The following is a 19,338-nucleotide window of genomic DNA, read 5'->3' as shown; positions in this document are numbered from 1 at the left end:
AATGAGTGCACCTTATATATGTTAAGGTAGTAAGTACTACACACTATTATCAGGAATACCTAATTTAACAAAACCTTTTATAAAATTAGATTTTATGATGCTAAATTAGCATTATAAAAAAAATTATATGTCAGAATTTGTAGTTGTTGCACACGGTATTTCTATAGCCTCACTCAGGGATTATCTTTTAGCTAAAAAAATAGATAAAGGCGATTCGCTTATACTTAACCCTGCCGATTATGAAACGATACTGGAAGAAATACGCAACTCTGACGAAGGTATAGACATACCGTTAAATATTTTTGGGGTACTACTTATTAAAGACACTACAGATACTGTACCTGCAGGCAAACTGCAAATAGTGGAAACAGATAAACTGTAAAAAATATATCTTACTTATTAATTCAGGAAGAGCTTCGGTATATTACCGGAGCTTTTTTTATGACTTATCTTTATGTGGGCTGTTAGAATATTCTTTATTGTAAACTATTTGCCCTATTGTGTGTATTGAGAGCCCTGCAAACTCACTGCTTATAATTTGCTTTGCCTCGCTACCGGATACTTTATCATCCCTGAGTTGTTTATAACGTTCTATAATTTTTGTGTTCCTTTCTTTCAAAAATTCGCTAACTGTCATGTTCTGGTATTTTGCAAATATTTTCTGTATATTTATAAAGTTAAATATAGAAATTTAAATCGTAAAAACAAATAAAATTCTTTTTATAAATAATTAATATGCCCATCAAGAACTACATAGGATTGAATATTAAATATCTATGCGAAAACAATTTTTTATCGCAGGATGACTTTGGTGCTAAATTCGGACTTAAAAAAAGTGTTGTAGGAACTTATGTGCGTGGCATTTCTTACCCTAAGGTTGAAATAATGCAAAAAATTTGTGAGGAATATAGCATTACCCTCGACGAATTTGTAAATTTAGACCTCTACTTAAAATATAAGGGCTATACCGCTACAACAAATTACACTACCACAGTTGCTGAGCCCGCCTTATCTGATTATTCTACCGAAAAAGATGCCCTTCTTAAAACCATTGCTGCGCAGGAACAAACCATTGCCGCGATGCAGCTTACCATAGATACATTATTAAAGAAATAGCATTATAAAGACTTAAACTTTATGGCTATTTTAAGACCCTGATTAAAATATAATTAATAATTTGTGATTGTTTCTTAGTAAGATAATTACCTCTAAGAAATATAAACTAATATTAATTAACCGGGCTTAAAATATACCTGCCATGAACGAAAACCTGAACACCATACACGAGGCTTTTAAAAAATCAGGGATAGAAATATCTGCGGCACAATACAGTATTACAGAGTATTCTCTTAATACCGATTTGAGCTTTAAATTTACAAACCTTGCCGAGTTCATTACTTTTCTTGATATTGAAAACGATGCGGCCAAAACAGAATTAGTTAAGGCTAAGGTGGTAGAGGCAGGCGTTAACCCTGATTCCTTTTTTTATGTAAATTTTTATAAACCCAAAGTTGTCGAACTTTAAAATTAAACTACCCTTACCATGGATTTAGGATACCTGAAAATAAAAATTGACATAAAAGCCGAACACGACGAATATAAAAGGAAGTATGAGTACAAGCGTAAAGAATTAAAACGTGAAGAAATAAAAAAGATATTTGACGGTTTTAAAGAATTTTTTAAAGCCGATGGCCATTTTAAGTTTAAAGAGAATGAGCACAGCATTGCGGCCGAATATAGAGAGCATTCCATAAAACTGGATATGGACATTTATAATAATACCGATAGTGATGATTTTAAACTATCGGGAGTAATAAAAACATTTGAGAAAGACACTTACGAATTTATTGTTGAAGGCATAAGCAATACAGAGCTTACCCTGCCCCCACCCGATATTACCGAACATGATCGTATGGTACACGATACCCGATATTATAAAGATTTTTTAGAAGGCGACCTAACGTATACCTTTGATTACAGGATAACCGGCCGGGAAGGTAAATACATAAACATGGCGGGATTGCTTACTGCTTTATAAAAAATAATTCTTTAAAACTAAAATGCCCCTTGCTTTCGCAAGGGGCATTTTTAAAATTAAAAACACACAAATATTTATTTTACAATTAATTTTTCTGTTAGTTGTTTACCATCGGTTTTAAGGGTCACGAAATATAGCCCGCTTTTTAGCGATGTTATATTTACCGTAGCCTGTGTACCGCTAATAACATCTTTAAGTACCGTTTTGCCCAACACATCGGTAATAGTTACAGCAGTTGCATTAATAACATTATTAAGCTCAAGGTTTACAATGCCTGTAGCCGGGTTGGGGTATATTTTAAAACTATTATTGCTTACAGTATTTAAACCTGCAACAGCCCTTACCGTTGTTGTGGCAATATTGGTTATAATTGCTTCATTAAAATCAAAGTAAATACCTGCCTGCGCCGTCATTACATCTCCTATTGCTATAGTAGCTTTTGGTTTTATGCGGTAGCTTACAGATCCGTGGCTTGCAGGTTCATCGGCACTTTCATAAGGTAACTGTATACCCTCAAAACTAAAATACACATCCTGTCCTGTACGATTTGCGCGATACGTATGGCTTGCGCCCACAGGTTCAAATGTTTCCCAGTCAAGATTAGGATCGAGGACCGTAGCTATCCTCACATTAGTAGCATTGGCAGTACCCATATTTTGGAAACGGATGGTATATTGCAGATAGCCTGTAGCCTGATCTAAAGTAATGAATTCGCCTTTATCTACCGTTATATCATTAGGGTCGTAAGAGTTAACAACAGTTTGAGTTAGCGTGTATGTATTGTTTTCCGGGTAAGTATCCTCTGTCAGCGGTGTAATCGAAGCACTCACCACAACCTCATCGCCCAGGTTAAGTACCGGCGGCTGGGCAGCTGTAAAGTCGGCAAAAATATACCGTTGCTCTCCCGGTAACAGATTGGCATAATCAAATGTTACGGTATTTCCTGATACCGTTCCGGTTTCTGATGAAGACAGGAAGGTATATTTAGAACTATCAAAAGTAAATGTAACCTGGCCACTCTCTACATTAGTGCCATCATTGTAAATGGCTATATAATATCCTGCCGCAAACCCGGGCACAACTGTGGTAGACGGCCATATAGCAACAGATACATTTGTAAAAGGATCTATAGGACTAACGCAAAAATCAGCTGTATAAGGCTCATTACTTATTACAACATCATACCCTGCCGGCGAAACATTATAAACATTAGTATTTACTGCACTTAGTACAACCTCTCCTGAGCCGTTAGTTATATTGTAAAAAGCATACTCTCCCGCTGCATTGGTAAAAGTGTTATAAATAACGTTGCCCATAATAAGACTTACCTGTGTGCCTGCAAAACCCGCATCATTACTATCACATCCGTTAGTATTTGCGTCATACCTTACTATTCCTGTAAGTACAGAGTTTGTACACTCTGTAATAACTAAATTGAGCGCAAGGGTATAGTAACAATTATCCGGAATGGTAACTCCCGCATATATAGTTGTTGATGGTGTAAAATAAGCATTGGCATTCACAATAGGATTAGTATTCGTTGCGGCATCCATAGGAGTTACAAAAAACTGCACCCTTGCGTTAGGTATGGTTTGCTGTATTTGTGCGGTAGCCTGTGTAAGATCGAAAGTTGCAATACCGGTGTCGTTACCACAGGCAGTTAGCGGCGTTAGCTGTATGGTATCGCTTGTAAGTATGGTTATAACAAATTCGCCCTCTATAACGCAGGCACCATATACAAGATATAAATAAAGTGTTTGCGATGTTGTAATAACAGTGCCTGCCGGCACTAAAACTCCGATGCCGTTAGGCCCGTCAGGGCTTGTGTAATATCCACCAGCCTCTAAGGCAGGCAAAGTGTAGGATCCACAAACCGCTACATTTTCCGGGTCTATTGCCATTGTGGGCGATATAGTTACAGTAAAGCTATCTTCATCTGTACAGCTTTCCTCCTGGGCAAACACATATATAGTTTGTGTACTTGTAATAGTTGTGCCCGCAGCAATTTGCGTACCTGCACCGTTAGGTGCAGTATAATAATTACCTACAGCAAGTAAGGGTAATGTATACGATCCGCAGGCCTGTACATTTTCTATTGATGGTAATGCTATAGCCCCAATAGTAATTACAAAGACAGACTCTTCGCCACATAATGGGCTATATACGTAAATTGTTTGCGAAGATGTAATTTGAGTGCCGGCATACAATTGAGACCCTCCGCCATCTGTGGCAGTCCTGTACTCATTTCCGGAATTTAATGGAGCCAGCGTGTATGAAGTACAGGCATGAACATCAGGAAAGCTTTGTAATTGTACACTGTTAATTACTACGTTAAAGGATGTTATTGCAATATCATCATTAGTTACATTAGCAACCTGTATGTATAGTACCGGGTTAATCATAACAGGTACATAAACCGTCGGATTTGTAATAGCATTCCTATTATACTGTGCATCGGCATACGTTTCAAAATAAGTAACACTATATAGCCCCGGATCCTGATCGCCCAGCACAATAGCATCCTGTACGGTAAGGTCAAAAATTTCGTAATTGCATTGTACCAGGTCTGGCACTGGGTAAGCCGTAGCCTGTGCAAATGTGCTTGTAGCCATTAACATCATGGCAAAAAGCATGAGTATTTGTTTTTTCATAAGAGAGATTGTTTGGTTGCTGTATGTTAAACATTTTTAAAAATAAAAACCCTACCTGCTGTTTAACAAATATTTACGTTATAATAAAATTATATGGTTAAAATGAAGATTAAATTAAAATGGTTAAAGTGAAATTAAAATTGAAATATTTAATACTACTTTTCTCTATTTTTGTTGTGTAATCCTTAGAGCATACATGAAGAAAGTACTACTCACAATTTTTTTAGCCTTTGCAGGTTTTACAGCACAGGCACAATTTGGAATAAAAGGCGGGTTTAATTTTGCGAACCTAAAGGGCGATGGCCCCGATAATTTTAATGTTCTTACAAACTGGCATATAGGTGTATTATATGAAGCCGATTTAAACAGCTTTATAAGCGTTCAGCCGGAATTTTTATACTCTGCACAGGGTGCAAAGTTGCGCAATGAAGAAATTAAGCTTAATTATTTTAGTGTTCCCGTATTGCTTAAAGTATACGTTACAGATGGTTTTAACCTCCAGGCAGGCCCACAATTTGGGATGCTGCTAAGCGAGTCGGACAATTTTAGCCGGTACAATAGTGAAACATTTGATTTTGGGTTAACCGGCGGACTGGAATATTTTATTACCGATGGCTTTTTTGTACAGGCACGCTATTACCAGGGTACTAAAGACGTAACAAATAACACAGATCTTAAGAACACCGTTGTTTCGGCTTCTTTAGGTTTTATTTTTTAATTATAAACCAACTTAACTATTTTTAAAACCATGAAAAAATTTCTTTTAGCAGTAGTATTGCTTGCAGGCACATTTGCCACGCAGGCACAAGGATTAAACTTTGGTATTAAAGCAGGAGCTAACTTCTCTAACTTTCAGGGCGATCTTGATACTGACGGAATTACCAGCTTTCATGCCGGTGCAGTATTAGAACTTAACATTGTGCCTACATTCTCTGTACAGGCAGAAGGGCTTTTCTCTTCTCAGGGAGGTAAAGCTAAATATGAGGCAGATGGTGTGGTAGGTGTAGCAAGAGATATTAAACTTGATTACATATCGGTACCGGTACTGGCTAAATTTTACATATTGCCTAATACACTAAGCATTACTGCAGGACCTCAGTTCTCATTCCTTGTTAATGATGCCGATGACATTTTTGAAACTAAAAAATTCGACCTTGCCGCTTCCGGTGGTTTAGAACTAAAAATTATTGCAGGCCTTTTTGCTCAGGCACGTTACAACATTGGCCTTACCAATGTTAATGACAGCGAAGTAAGAGGCGATGTTAAGAATGGTGTATTCCAGTTATCTGTAGGGTACTTTTTCTAAAAATTTTAAATATTATACAAAAACCGGTTTGTCTTTAAGATAAAACCGGTTTTTTTATTGGCTTATATGTTAAATTTTTTATTAACCCATATACATCCATTTCAGTTAATACTTACATTTACTTTAAATTAATGCACAAATGAATATTGTTATTATTAACGGCCCCAACCTTAACCTTTTAGGCAAAAGGGAACCCGAAATATACGGTGGCCGCACGTTTGAAGATTATTTTGCAGAGCTGCAATTAAAATTTCCCGGAATAAAATTACATTACTTTCAAAGCAATATAGAGGGCGAAATTATAACCAAAATACAGGAAACCGGATTTAATTATGATGGTATAATACTAAATGCAGGTGCTTATACCCACACATCCATAGGTATAGGCGATGCTGTTAAGGCCGTAACCACTCCGGTTATAGAAGTACATATATCTAATACATTTTCGAGAGAAACCTTTAGGCACCAGTCGTTTATATCACCTGTATCTGCGGGAGTTATTATTGGCTTTGGGCTAAAAAGCTATGAGCTTGCATTACAATCATTTTTATAAAAATTACATGAAACACGCTGCCGTTATTATATTGTTCCTGTTTGCCCTGCCTGCCTTTGCGCAGCTTAAGGGTAAGGTAACCGCTAAAAATGGCGAGCCTGTTGCTTTTGCATCTATTACTGTAGAAGGTACTTATACCGGCACCTCTGCCAACCAGAATGGGCAATATAGCTTTGCAGTTGCTAAAGGCAAACAAACGCTTATAGTAAGATCTATTGGCTATAAAACTAAAGAGGTGGCAGTTACCGTTAGCGGCGCATCCCAAAATCAGAATATTACGCTCGATCCCGAAAATTACCAACTTAAAGAGTTAGTGATAGACCAGGGCAATCCTGCCAATACTATTATTGCAAACGCCATACAAAACCGTACTGCCAATGCAGAAAAAACTGCATTGTATGAAGCTGATTTTTACTCGCGTGGTGTGGTTACATTGAAAGACCTGCCTAAAAAAATACTGGGTCAGGAAATAGGCGACCTTGGTGCATCTGTAGACAGTAGTGGTAATGGTATTTTATATTTATCTGAAACAGTTTCTAAAATAAAATACGAACGTCCCGGTAAAATAAACGAGCGAGTTATTGCCAGCAAGGTAAGTGGCGAAGCAGGTGAATTTAGCTATAATAATGCCGATGCCGCCGACTTTGACTTCTATGCTAATTACCTTCCGTTTGAAGTTAGCGTTATATCGCCTATTGCCTATAATGCTTTTGATTATTATACCTATGCCCTTGAAAGTACTTTTACTGATGCCGGCGGACAGACCATTAATAAAATAAAGGTTATGCCTAAACGTGAAAACCAGGCATCGTTAGACGGATATATTTATATAGTAGAAGGCACCGGAGAAATATCGGCAGCAGAACTGGGCATTGCAGGAAGCGCCATAAAACAGCCCCTGTTAGACCGTATAAACATAAGGCAGACTTTTGGCTACAATGCCAAAGAGGAACTGTGGAGTAAAAATGTTCAGGTTATAGATTTCCACATAGGTTTGCTGGGTGTAGAATCTGACGGAACGTTTAGCTATGTGTACAGTAATTATAATTTTAAGCCGGGATTTAATAAAAACTGGTTTAGCCCCGAAATACAATATTTTGAACCTGAATCTAATAAAAAAGCTGCTGCTTACTGGAACACCATTCGCCCTATTCCTTTAACAGCACAGGAGCGTAATGATTATTTCAGGAAAGAAAAACTGGAAGAACTGCGTAGTACTAAAGCCTACCAGGACAGTACCGACAGGCAGCGTAACCGTTTTAAATGGACGTCTATACCTGTAGGATATACCTACCACAATACTGCCGAAAACTGGGAGGCAAGCTACACAGGCATTATACGTCGTTTAAGCTTTAATACGGTACAGGCTTATGCTTTTGCACCGGGTTTTTACTATACTAAATTTCACCCCAATAATACCTACACTACCATTGGCACCGATCTTAATTATGGTTTCGCCGAAAAACGTTTCAGGGCAACGGGTACCATTTCGCATAAGTTCAACAATTTCAGCAAACGTATTGTTACCCTTACAGGCGGTAGCAGCATAGAACAGTTTAACCCCGAAAACCCTATAAACAAGATTGTAAACAGTATTAGCAGCCTTTTCTTTAAGGACAACTATATGAAGCTGTTTGATAATAATTTTGTTCGGATTAAGTATGAGGAAGAGGTGCTAAACGGTATTAAATTATTTGGTAGTTTTGAGTATACACGAAAAAAATCGTTATTCAACAATACAAATTTTAGTACGCTTAAAGATTTATATGACCCGTATTTGTCTAATAATCCGTTATTGCCGGAAGACCATGATGCCCCGGCTTTTTTAAAGCACAATATGCTAAAAACATCTGTTGCAACGCGCATAAACTTTGGGCAAACCTACCGCACAAGGCCTGACGGAAGGGAAACGATAAGTAATGACAAGTACCCAAGCCTGTACCTTAAATATGAGAAAGGCTTTGCTGCAAGTATTAACGATTATAATTTTGACCATCTTTCTACACGCGTAACCTACGACCTTGCTATGGGCGATGTAGGAGAACTGGGCGTAAATCTAAGGGCGGGTAAATTTTTTAATTCGAAAAATATTGCCTTTACAGATTACAGGCACTTTAACGGTAACCAAACGTATGTGGGTAAATCAGAGCGGTACTTAAATGTATTTAACCTGCTGCCCTACTACACACACAGTACTAACGATCAGTATTTTGAAGCCCACTTAGAGCACAACTTTAAGGGGTATTTAACGAACTCTATACCTGTGCTTGAAAAGCTGAATTACTATCTTGTAGCAGGTTACCATTTCCTTGCAATACCGGAACAAAAACCTTACATGGAAACTACTATAGGCTTAGACAACGTGGGTTGGGGTAAATTCAGGCTGCTGCGTATAGACTATATTCACTCGATAAATGGCAATAGCAGATCGAAAAACGGGGTAATACTTGGGCTAACTTTTATAGACTTTTTGGAATAGATTTGATTATTAATTAAAATTGATGATTACTTTGATTGAATATCAAAGCAACGATTTCTATGAAATTATTTTTCATTTTATAAATCATAGAAATATGTTCGTTAACAACACATTTATGTAAATCAGTAATTTTTGATACAGGACAGATATGATTATGAATTGAGATTTTATTTAAAAGATCATTAACCTGACTTTCAAGCAGCTGCATTATCTTCAAATTCCACTTTTCGTAAACCTGCTCAAGTATATCTAAATAATTGATTTCAGAGCACTTATAGACCATATAATATTCATTAGCGATCTTTTAAACTTTGAATTTTAGTCTTAACTGAATCCATCACTTCGGCATTTGTCCTGGTCTTTCCATTTCTAAGATCTTCAAGACCTTTTTCGATAGATTGCTTTTGGGATACCGAAAGCGAAGAATACCAATCTGCGTTATCCTCTACCGTAATGAAATCAAAATTTCTTATCAGTTCTAAGAAAAAAGACAGTTTATTGTCTTTTACGTTAATTACTAATTGTTTCATGATAATATCGCTTTAATTAATATCAGCATACCAAAGATAATAGTTTAATTACTAACTTAAAATTTCAAATCTGATTTTGATTATGAAGGTATTATTTATAATGTGAAAGATTAGCAGTCTACTTCTTCTTCCTTGTCTTAGCTGCAGGTTTTGCCGTTAATAAACTTTTATTTTTCAACACGCTCCCCCTAAAATCTTCAAGAGGCTCTTTTTGAAGAAAGCGTGTAATATCTTCCCATGTAGCACATTTTACATTATAAGTAAGCTCATCTATAACCATGGGCAGGGTAACATATTCTACACCTGTTAAGTCTTCGCTGAGGTAATCGGCCATATCTTTAATGGAGTAAAACCATTCCCTGTCAAACTGTACTTTATTAACGGAGCTGTCTTTCCTTAATATCTCCTCATTAACTTTCCTCTTCATGCTGTAAGGCAATTTCTTTTGTTATTTATTTTTTACAAATACATGCTTGCGGTTGCTTTTTCCTGTATCGCGCTCATCTACCTCAAACCTGTCGATGCTTTTTATAAGCGCTATCATTTTAGGGAAACCATAATTACGCGGGTCAAAATCTGGTTGTTTTTTCAGGATAAAATTCCCAAGGTCGCCCAGGAACGCCCATCCATCCTCACCGGCAAGGTCGTTAATGCTGTGGCTTAAAAGCTTTATAAGTTTTTTATCTACAACACTTATAGTTTCTTTAGGTACAGTTGGCGCGGCGGCAGTACCTTTCTCGTCTCCCGAGTCTTTATCCTCTCCGTGCTCCTTTTCATCTTCATGTTCTTTTTCTGATTTACCCAATATCTCAAGGTAAATAAACTTATCGCAGGCAGCTATAAAAGGGATAAGAGTTTTCTTTTCGCCCATACCAATAACCTTCATACCGGCTTCGCGCAGTCGGGTGGCAAGGCGTGTAAAGTCGCTGTCGCTGGAAACTATGCAAAAGCCATCTACCTTACCCGAATATAAGATATCCATAGCGTCGATTATCATGGCGCTGTCGGTAGCGTTCTTTCCGGTGCTGTAACTGTATTGCTGTACCGGCGTTATGGCATTTTCCAACAGCACTTTTTTCCATCCCGAAACGGTTGGCTTGGTCCAGTCGGCATAAATGCGTTTAAAGGTGGGCGTACCATATTTAGCGATCTCCGCCATCATACCTTTTACATTCGCATAAGGCACATTGTCGGCATCTATTAAAACGGCCATCCGGAGATCTTCTATATTGTTCATGGTATAATTTTATATAAAGGTACAAGATTAATTTTAATCCCGTAGAAACGTTGCAATGCAACATGCCTACAATGGCCTGTCGCCGCTGATAATCTTGGAGATAATACCGCGTTCTTTAGTACCATCGGCTATAACAACTCCCACAAGGTGTACAGCAATGAATGCTATCATATAATACAGTGACAGTTTATGAATTTCTTCGCTTACATCGTGTATGCTGTCCGGGCCAAATTCTATTATAAGGCCTGTTACCAACGAGCCTGCAAGGCATATATAAAATAGTACATATACCCACGACTTGAATTTCTTATAGCCGGACAATCCTGCTTTAAGCGGACTCTCAAACCCAAAGCCCTGTACAAAATTAATTATCATCCTTATAACATAGAGGCCTACCAGAACATAACCGGCAATGGTATGCGTTTCCCACATTGGCCGGCGCACTTTTTTGGCAAGCGTTCCGGCGGCATCCTTATCTAAATTAATGCCGTCCTTGGCTAAATTCTCCTGTATAATATCGCCCATGTGGCCTTTGTTCATCCACCCCAGTCGAAGTAATACCGTTAGTAAAATATATAAAAAAACAAAAGCTATAGCCCAGTGTATAAGGCGGCTGGCAAGGTTAAAACGTGTTTCTCTCATAAGTGTGATTTTAGTGTATAGTACCGGCTGGCTCTATGTGTATGTTTATAATGGCAAATTGCGGCAGTTGTTCCTGTATGTGGTCCTGCACGGCATGGGCTATGGTATGCCCCTGCTCTACGGTAAGGTCTTTATTTACCCATACGTGCATATCGGCATGGCTTTTAAGTCCCATTTTGCGTATGTAGCATTTTTCTATAAATTCTACACCCGCTACTTCGGCAGCCAGTTTTTTAACCTGCTCGTTAAGTTGTGGCTCAAGCTCTTCATCAAGCAATTCGCCTATGGCAGGGCGTGCAATGAGATAAGCGTTAATTGTGATGATGACACCCGCAAGCAGCGCAGCCCAGTCGTCGGCCACTTCATAGCCGGGGCCTCCCCAAAGCCCTATAGTAATACCTATAAATGCTGCCCCCGATGTTATGGCATCACTACGGTGGTGAAAAGCATCAGCCTTAACCGCACCGCTGTTTATCTCGTTGCCCGTTTTAATCACGTAACGGTACAATAATTCTTTGGTAAGGATAACACCTCCAAGTATTAAAAGGGTAAAAGCCTTTGGCGACTCGTGTGGTGTGCGAATGTTATGTATACTCTCTATACCTATTATTACGGCTGCAATTACCAGCGCAAGGGCAATACCCAATGCAATAAGCGCTTCGGCTTTGCCATGCCCGTAAGGGTGTTCTTTATCTGCTGGTTTAGACGACCAGGTAAGGCCTATGTACAGGAGGCTCGACGTTATAATATCGGTGGTAGACTCTATCGCATCGGCAATAAGCGCATACGAATTACCGAATATCCCTCCCAATGCCTTAATTACAGCCAGTGCAAGGCTTACAATAATACCCGTAAGCGTAGTTTTCAATGCTGCCTTGGTAGCAGGGTTGTTAACGGGTTGTTCCATAACAATGGTTTTAATAGTTTAATAATTTTTATGTGCCAATATAAGGGCAGTAACTACAAACTATGAGCAACAGGGAGGCCTGAAGTATATGGATGATGCTGTTTCGGGAGCAAAAACGGGTTGGTAAGGTATATCAATTATGGTTTCGGCAAATGCCAATGGTATCGTGTAATTATGCTGCACCGGCACAAAAAGCAGATTGGGGTGCGAGGGCGCATGGTAGTTTTTAAAAGGCAGCTGGTTGTCTTTTTTATCGTCATTATCGTTAAGGTCGTGCCCTAAATAATGCATGACAATAAAATCTTTAATGTTTATAGTAGCCTGTTGCTCTTTATGTTCGGTATAATGAATAAAGAACGCGGGTAATTTGGCAAGCTCATACAGGCCTGTATTATAAGCGGCAATAATTATCACTAAAAAATACAGCCCTATTTTTTTCATTCTGCAAAAATAAAAGTAAACGGTAACAATTTCAAGCTATGGCACACAAACTTTGCAATTAACATCTATTTTTATGCAATAATTTTTTTTGTAAGAAAATAATGCAGGCTTCGTTATACAATAACCAATTATTTTTTAACGTACATGCAACCTTTTGTTAACACAAAACGTCTGTACCATTATACCAAGTAACCAATCTTAATCAATAAACACAATGTACAAATTTTTAATCGCATTATTACTGCTAACAGGACTGGCAGGCAGTGCGCAAATAAAGGGCAAAGTAACATCGGCCACCGGCGAGGGAATCCCCTTTGTAAGCATCACGATAGAGAATACCTACACGGGTACAACATCTAACGAAGAAGGCACGTATGAACTTAACCTGCGCCAGACCGGGAAGTACAATGTAATATTCCAGTCGATAGGTTTTAAAACTAAAAAAGTCCCTGTAAATATCGCTTCATTTCCTTACGCGCTGGACATAAAGCTTGAGGACGAAAATTATGAGCTTAACGAGGTGGTGATCTCTAACAGCGAAGACCCTGCTTATGCTGTAATGCGCCAGGCGATTGCCCACAAAAAAGAAAATTCTGAAAAGACGGGTAAGTTTGAAGCCGACTTTTATTCTAAAGGTATCTTTAGGGTAAAAGACCTGCCTAAAAAGATATTCGGGCAAAAGATAGAAGCTCCCGAAGGTATGGTAGACAGTACCGGCAGTGGTATTTTATACCTGAGCGAAACCGTATCGCACATTATTTTTGAGCAGCCTAACAATATTAAAGAGCGCATAGTAGCCTCTAAAATAAGTGGTAACGACAGGGGTTTTAGTTACAATACCGCCCTTGGAACGTTCTATAATTTCTATAATAATTATGTAGACTTTAACATCAATATGGTATCGCCACTATCTAACAATGCCTTTAACTATTATAAGTTTAAGCTTGAAGGGACATTTTTTGACGAGAACAACAACCAGATAAACAAGATAAAACTGATACCACGCCGTGATAAAGAGCCTGTTTTTGAAGGGTATATTTATATTGTAGAGGGCAGCTGGGCCATTTATGCCATAGATGTAGATATTAAAGGCTACCGCTCGCAACAACCTGTTATGGAAACGCTAAACCTGAAACAGAATTTCAGCTACAATACCACGAGCCGCATCTGGGCAAAAAACTCACAGAGCTTTGATTTTAAAGCAGGTATGTTTGGCATAACCTTTACCGGTAAATTTACCCACGTATATACCAACTATGTTTTTCATGACCAGTTTGATAAAAAAACCTTTGGCAAAGAGATCGTTTTTGTAGAGGAAGGGTCTAACAAAAAAGACTCAACATATTGGAATACTATAAGGCCAATACCATTAACGGATGAAGAAGTTACAGATTATGTAAAGAAAGACAGTATACAAACGCTACACACCTCTAAAACTTATATGGACTCGATTGATAAAAAGTCGAATAAATTTAAGGTTTTTGATGTACTTACAGGCTATAGCTACCATAACTCTTTTAAGAAAACCCGTTTTACGTATGACGGGCTTTTAGATATTGGTTCTTTAAGTTACAATACGGTGCAGGGATGGAGCGTAGGCACAGGATTCTCTTTTAATAAATATGACGAGGAAACCGGAAAGTACACCTACATAGGCACTAAATTTAATTACGGTTTTGCTGAAGACCGCCTGCGTGTGCAGGGTAGTTTTAGCCACCGCTTTAACAGGAAAAACTATGCTACTATAAGTGTTTTTGGAGGTAGCGTGGCAACACAGTTTAACCCTGCCGAACCTATAACACCTCTTGTAAACTCTATAAGCACGTTGTTTTTTAAAGACAATTACATGAAGCTGTACGATAAAACGTTTGCACGCATACAATATAGCCAGGAAGCTTTTACAGGCTTAACGTTAACAGGTTACGGTGAATTTTCGCGCAGGAAAGCGTTGTTTAATAATGCCGACTGGGTTTTAATTAAAGATGCTAACGATGATTATACATCTAACAATCCGCTGATGCCGGAAACAGATGAGTTTGCCGCTTTTGATACGCATCATTTAGCGAAAGCCGGTGTTATTGCAAACATCCGTTTTGGGCAAAAATACATTACCCGCCCCGATGGCAGGCTTAACGTAAGCAATAGCAACTACCCTACCTTATCGTTGCAGTATGAAAAGGCTTTTGCCGGAAGCGAAAAAAACTATGAGTACGATTTTATAGCAGCACGCACAACATACAATACTACTATAGGTAACAAAGGAGATTTTGGCATCAACTTAAAGGCCGGTAAATTTTTTAATGCCGATGGGATATCGTTTGTAGACTACAAGCATTTTAACGGTAACCAGACCCATATAGGTATGACAGAAAGATACCTTAATGTATTTAACCTGATGCCGTATTATACCCACAGTACTAACGATGCTTACGTTGAGTTACATGCTGAACATAACTTTAAAGGCTACATTATGAACAAGATACCGGTACTTAATTTGCTGCAATGGAATCTTGTTGTGGGTTACCATGCCCTTGCTACTCCCGATAATAAACCATACCAGGAATTTACCGCCGGGTTTGATAACATAGGCTTTGGAAAATTCAGGATGCTGCGCATAGATTATGTGCGTGCTTACCAGGGCGGTTACCAAACTGATGGTATTGTTTTTGGCCTTAAATTTTTAAATATACTGGAGTAGTGATATCCAGATAATAAACAGGAAATGACAGACATATCCTGAAAGATTAAAAAAAGGCCTGCAACTTAATAATTGCAGGCTTCTTTAATTTTTTCTTATGTTAATTATACTCAAACCAAACCGTATTACTGCCATGTAATTTTGCATACTCAAGAAAACGTTTAAAATTACGCAGGTCCTGCCCAAAGTTATTACCTATGTACCCTTCACCTTTATCAATATTGAAATCGGCAAAGTAAGTTGCGTTATTAAGGGTATCTACATCCGTTTCCAGTAATAAATCCGGCAGGTTATCTATGGTGCTTAACCGCTCTATAAGTACTGATAGTATTTGTAAGATCAAATCTATATTGTTACTTACTTTGGCTTTATCAGTTTCGGCTTCGGCTAAAATTTGCATGCGCTCCTCTTCGCTTTCGGCAGTTTCAAGAAAAAACTCCAGGCCTTCCTGGTCAGGGTATGCCTCCATATCATAAAACGGAATGATGTCTACTCCTGTTATATTGCCTATTTGATCCAGCTCGGGTGTATGCTCTACAATTACCCTGCGACACATAAAGTCGCAAAAGGTCCTGCTCAGGCTGTGCTCATTAGAAACATCAGTATACTCATTTACATGTCCGTTAACAATCTGTTCAAAATTATCTGTAATTACTAAAATATCAAGTCCCATAATAATTTGTATTAACGCCAAAGTTATAAAAAACTACGGGTTATAATATGCTTTAAAAACATAGGACGATGTAGAAAATAAAAACTACGTTTGTCTTGTTAAATCTATTGTAAATTAGAGGTATTAAGCCCGCTTTAGGATTTTATTAGAGCTTTATTACCTTATTTTCGCAGTAAATAGTTGGAGGGATATAAAATGACATTACATTACAGGCTGCTAATACTGCTGGCGTTTTTTGCCATAGCGCCCCTGCGGGCACAGGACAAGCCTGTACAACCTAAAGATACCGTAAAAGACAGGCGCGACCAAATGTACCAGCAGCTGGAAGATTACAGCAAGCGCAAAAAATTTACAAAGTTTTTACACAAGTTAATATTCAGGTCGGTACAGCCACAAAAGCTTTCTACAACACGTAAAAACATAAAAAATAAAACTCCGGAGCTTTTAAACACTTATGAAAGATATGAGGGTAAGATAGTGCGAAAGATAATTATCGAAACGCTCGATCCTTTTGGTAACTCGGTTACAGATACTACACGCAAACCAAATAATGGTGTTGAACGATTTGGTAATCGTATACATTTAAAAACCAAGGAACTTACTATACGTAACCTGCTACTTTTTAAACGTAATAAACCACTCGATTCACTTCTCGTACTCGACTCTGAACGTTTAATACGTAAGCAGCGCTATGTAAGGCGGGTTAACATTACACCAAGAACAATCGCCACTACTAAAGATTCGGTAGACGTTTACATACGTGTGCTCGATTCCTGGAGCCTTATCCCCAATGGGTCGGCATCCAGCTCCGGCACCTCAATTAAAATTACCGAAAGGAACTTTTTTGGCCTTGGCCATGAGTTCGAAAATGATTTTGACAAGCGTTTTAATACCGGCGAGACAGCATACCTTGCCCGGTACAGCGTGCCCAATATCATGAACACTTACATAAACACCACCGTACAATACCAGATATGGCAAAGCTATAATTCACTTAAGAGTATTGATGTTGAGCGCGACTTTTATTCAGCCTATACCAAGTGGGCAGGCGGGGTTTATGTAGAGTCGCGGTTTCAGCGCGACTCATTACCTAACGCGCAGGAAGAGTGGAAAGAACAGGTTTTTAAATCTAACATGCACGACATTTGGGGTGGTTATGCATTCCAGATCTATAAGGGCGACGGCGAAGAAAACCGTACTACAAGGCTTGTAACAACGGCCCGATATTTTGCAAGACTATACAGCGAAAGGCCAACTATAGAATATGACTCTATAAGTTACTACTCTAACGAGCGGTTTTATATGGGCAGCATAGGTTTGACATCGCGAAAATTCGTGCAGGATAAATTCCTTTTTAATTATGACATTGTAGAGGATATACCTATTGGTAAAGTATATAGTGCAACCTTTGGTGTACAGGATAAAAATAACGAGCGGCGCCTTTACCTGGGCGGGCGGTATGCCTGGGGTAACTATTACAAGTGGGGATTTTTTAGCGCTAATATACAAGTAGGCTCCTTTTTTTATGGCGACCGTACCGACCAGACTACCCTTAGCCTGGAAATGCTGTATTTTACCAATATACGTAACTGGGGTAAGTGGCGTTTCAGGCATTTTATAAAACCGGCACTTATCCTGGGCGATCATCGCCTGCCCATAATTACAGATCAGCTTAACCTTGTAAATGAGCTGGGTATTTACCAGAGCGAAAAGCAGGTACAGGGTACTAAAAAATTTGTGCTTACGCTGCAAACACAATCCTACTCTCCGTGGAATGTGCTTGGCTTTCGTATAAATCCTTTCGCAAATTTAACTGTTGGAGTACTTAGTACCGAAGCTAAGAAATTTTATGAAAGCCAAGCATACGGTACAATAGGCATAGGAGTCCTTATTTATAATGACTACCTTATATTCAATAGTTTTCAGCTTTCATTTTCTTTCTCGCCAAACTTACCGGGGCGTGGTTACAATGTATTCAGGACAAACACATTGCAAAACAATGATATCATACTGCCTGATTTCCAGGTGGGCAAACCCGATGTTGTGCCATATAAGTAGTTATTAGCTGATGGTTTGTGGTTTGTAGTTTGTAGTTGCTGGAACTTTTAAATTGCTTATTGTCTATTTATTGCCAATTGCTTATTTCTTATTGCCATCGCTTATTGCCAATTGTTTATTGCCAATTGCTTATTGCAAATTATTTTATTTTAACAAATATCCGTAACAAAAGTGAGGTGTTATCGTCTAACCTTTAACAACCAATAAATCACACATTTTGGAAACGATATTATCAATTAGCGGACTTCATAAAAGGTTTGGCAAAATACACGCTGTAAACAATGTTTCTTTCGAGATACAAAAGGGCAATGTATACGGCATTTTAGGCCCTAACGGTAGTGGTAAAAGTACCACCCTGGGTATAGTGCTTAACGTAGTAAACAAAACTGCCGGTACTTACAGTTGGTTTGGCGGCACTACAGAAACGCACGATGCCCTTAAAAAAGTGGGTGCCATTATAGAACGCCCTAACTTTTACCCATACATGAGCGCTTATGATAACCTAAGGCTGGTATGCAAAATAAAAGGTGCGCCCGTAAGCAAAGTAGACGAAAAACTGGCTCTTGTAGGCTTACTGGAACGCAAAGACAGCAAATTTCGTAATTTTTCATTGGGTATGAAACAGCGCCTTGCCATAGCCTCTGCCCTGCTTAACGACCCCGAAATATTAATATTAGATGAGCCTACCAATGGCCTCGACCCACAGGGCATTCGCCAGATAAGGGATATTATAACACTAATAGCCTCTCAGGGAACTACCATATTACTTGCTTCGCACTTGCTTGACGAGGTAGAAAAAGTGTGCAGCCACGTAGTGGTATTACGCAAAGGAGTGATATTGTATACCGGTACTGTAAACGGGATGATTAGCAGCGAAGGATTTTTTGAACTTCAGGCTGATGATAATGCACAGCTAACCGCGTTACTACAGCAGCATGCAGCGGTAGATAAAATAGAGCCACACGACGGTAAACTTACCGTATACCTTAAAGGCTCTCTTGAGGCTGCCGAGCTTAACCGCTATTTAGCAACTAATGGTTTATATTTAAATCATTTGGTTAAACGCAAAAACAGCCTCGAAGAACAATTTATCCAGTTAACATCTAACCAACCAGAAAAATAATT

Annotated in this window: 20 protein-coding genes; 11 read left to right on the top strand and 9 right to left on the bottom strand. The window is 38.6% G+C overall.

What is annotated here, in order from left to right:
* Positions 1–127: 127 nt before the first annotated feature.
* Positions 128–382, top strand: a complete 255-nt coding sequence (locus F565_RS0108885; protein WP_020212870.1) for a hypothetical protein — start codon at positions 128–130, stop codon at positions 380–382.
* Positions 383–439: 57 nt separating this feature from the next.
* On the opposite strand, the gene F565_RS0108880 is transcribed toward F565_RS0108885, so the two are convergent.
* Complete coding sequence (locus tag F565_RS0108880) at positions 440–637, bottom strand: hypothetical protein (RefSeq protein WP_020212869.1); 198 nt, start codon at positions 635–637, stop codon at positions 440–442.
* 98 nt (positions 638–735) lie between these two features.
* Here F565_RS0108880 and F565_RS0108875 point away from each other — a divergent pair, with 98 nt between their 5' ends.
* The 3 genes from F565_RS0108875 (at position 736) to F565_RS0108865 (ending at position 2,038) form a co-directional block, all read left to right on the top strand.
* The gene (locus tag F565_RS0108875; RefSeq protein WP_020212868.1) at positions 736–1,116 is read left to right on the top strand and encodes a helix-turn-helix domain-containing protein; all 381 of its coding nucleotides are present in this window, start codon (positions 736–738) and stop codon (positions 1,114–1,116) included.
* A gap of 142 nt (positions 1,117–1,258) precedes the next feature.
* Complete coding sequence (locus F565_RS0108870; RefSeq protein ID WP_020212867.1) at positions 1,259–1,525, top strand: hypothetical protein; 267 nt, start codon at positions 1,259–1,261, stop codon at positions 1,523–1,525.
* Positions 1,526–1,543: 18 nt separating this feature from the next.
* A complete protein-coding gene (locus F565_RS0108865; RefSeq protein ID WP_020212866.1) occupies positions 1,544–2,038 on the top strand; it encodes a hypothetical protein in 495 nt (164 codons plus the stop codon).
* Between the two features lie 74 nt (positions 2,039–2,112).
* On the opposite strand, the gene F565_RS0108860 is transcribed toward F565_RS0108865, so the two are convergent.
* Positions 2,113–4,689, bottom strand: coding sequence for a DUF7619 domain-containing protein (locus F565_RS0108860; RefSeq protein WP_020212865.1), 2,577 nt, complete (start codon positions 4,687–4,689; stop codon positions 2,113–2,115).
* Positions 4,690–4,885: 196 nt separating this feature from the next.
* Here F565_RS0108860 and F565_RS0108855 point away from each other — a divergent pair, with 196 nt between their 5' ends.
* The 4 genes from F565_RS0108855 (at position 4,886) to F565_RS0108840 (ending at position 9,027) form a co-directional block, all read left to right on the top strand.
* Positions 4,886–5,407, top strand: a complete 522-nt coding sequence (locus F565_RS0108855) for a porin family protein (protein WP_020212864.1) — start codon at positions 4,886–4,888, stop codon at positions 5,405–5,407.
* A 30-nt stretch (positions 5,408–5,437) separates the two neighbouring features.
* Positions 5,438–5,995 carry a porin family protein gene (locus F565_RS0108850; protein WP_020212863.1) on the top strand — a complete coding sequence of 186 codons (558 nt, stop codon included), beginning with the start codon at positions 5,438–5,440 and terminating at the stop codon, positions 5,993–5,995.
* A 139-nt stretch (positions 5,996–6,134) separates the two neighbouring features.
* Entirely contained in the window at positions 6,135–6,548 is a 414-nt protein-coding gene (gene aroQ / locus F565_RS0108845; RefSeq protein WP_020212862.1) for a type II 3-dehydroquinate dehydratase, read from the top strand.
* A 7-nt stretch (positions 6,549–6,555) separates the two neighbouring features.
* Positions 6,556–9,027, top strand: coding sequence for a DUF5686 and carboxypeptidase regulatory-like domain-containing protein (locus tag F565_RS0108840; protein WP_026299969.1), 2,472 nt, complete (start codon positions 6,556–6,558; stop codon positions 9,025–9,027).
* 293 nt (positions 9,028–9,320) lie between these two features.
* Here F565_RS0108840 and F565_RS0108830 read toward each other — a convergent pair whose 3' ends face one another.
* From F565_RS0108830 to F565_RS21390, 6 genes are all read right to left on the bottom strand, one after another.
* Positions 9,321–9,557, bottom strand: coding sequence for a hypothetical protein (locus F565_RS0108830; protein WP_020212859.1), 237 nt, complete (start codon positions 9,555–9,557; stop codon positions 9,321–9,323).
* A 118-nt stretch (positions 9,558–9,675) separates the two neighbouring features.
* Positions 9,676–9,984, bottom strand: a complete 309-nt coding sequence (locus F565_RS0108825) for a hypothetical protein (protein WP_020212858.1) — start codon at positions 9,982–9,984, stop codon at positions 9,676–9,678.
* A gap of 21 nt (positions 9,985–10,005) precedes the next feature.
* Positions 10,006–10,794 carry an NYN domain-containing protein gene (locus F565_RS0108820; protein ID WP_020212857.1) on the bottom strand — a complete coding sequence of 263 codons (789 nt, stop codon included), beginning with the start codon at positions 10,792–10,794 and terminating at the stop codon, positions 10,006–10,008.
* 66 nt (positions 10,795–10,860) lie between these two features.
* The gene (locus tag F565_RS0108815) at positions 10,861–11,436 is read right to left on the bottom strand and encodes a cytochrome b/b6 domain-containing protein (protein ID WP_020212856.1); all 576 of its coding nucleotides are present in this window, start codon (positions 11,434–11,436) and stop codon (positions 10,861–10,863) included.
* 10 nt (positions 11,437–11,446) lie between these two features.
* On the bottom strand, positions 11,447–12,343 hold the full coding sequence (locus tag F565_RS0108810; protein ID WP_020212855.1) for a cation diffusion facilitator family transporter: 897 nt from the start codon (positions 12,341–12,343) through the stop codon (positions 11,447–11,449).
* Between the two features lie 60 nt (positions 12,344–12,403).
* The gene (locus F565_RS21390) at positions 12,404–12,784 is read right to left on the bottom strand and encodes a hypothetical protein (protein WP_020212854.1); all 381 of its coding nucleotides are present in this window, start codon (positions 12,782–12,784) and stop codon (positions 12,404–12,406) included.
* A gap of 214 nt (positions 12,785–12,998) precedes the next feature.
* On the opposite strand from F565_RS21390, the gene F565_RS0108800 reads away from it, so the two are divergent.
* The gene (locus F565_RS0108800) at positions 12,999–15,482 is read left to right on the top strand and encodes a DUF5686 and carboxypeptidase regulatory-like domain-containing protein (protein WP_020212853.1); all 2,484 of its coding nucleotides are present in this window, start codon (positions 12,999–13,001) and stop codon (positions 15,480–15,482) included.
* Between the two features lie 100 nt (positions 15,483–15,582).
* On the opposite strand, the gene F565_RS0108795 is transcribed toward F565_RS0108800, so the two are convergent.
* Positions 15,583–16,155: a hypothetical protein gene (locus F565_RS0108795; protein ID WP_020212852.1), complete on the bottom strand. Its 573-nt coding sequence runs from the start codon at positions 16,153–16,155 to the stop codon at positions 15,583–15,585.
* A 195-nt stretch (positions 16,156–16,350) separates the two neighbouring features.
* Here F565_RS0108795 and F565_RS0108790 point away from each other — a divergent pair, with 195 nt between their 5' ends.
* Together F565_RS0108790 and F565_RS0108785 are read left to right on the top strand one after the other, a co-directional pair.
* Complete coding sequence (locus tag F565_RS0108790; RefSeq protein ID WP_020212851.1) at positions 16,351–18,213, top strand: hypothetical protein; 1,863 nt, start codon at positions 16,351–16,353, stop codon at positions 18,211–18,213.
* Between the two features lie 217 nt (positions 18,214–18,430).
* A complete protein-coding gene (locus F565_RS0108785; RefSeq protein WP_020212850.1) occupies positions 18,431–19,336 on the top strand; it encodes an ABC transporter ATP-binding protein in 906 nt (301 codons plus the stop codon).
* The last annotated feature ends 2 nt before the right edge of the window (positions 19,337–19,338 follow it).

The organism is Flavobacterium rivuli WB 3.3-2 = DSM 21788, assembly GCF_000378485.1.
Taxonomy (GTDB): Bacteria; Bacteroidota; Bacteroidia; order Flavobacteriales; family Flavobacteriaceae; genus Flavobacterium; species Flavobacterium rivuli.
This window is presented reverse-complemented; position numbering and strand designations above follow the sequence as displayed.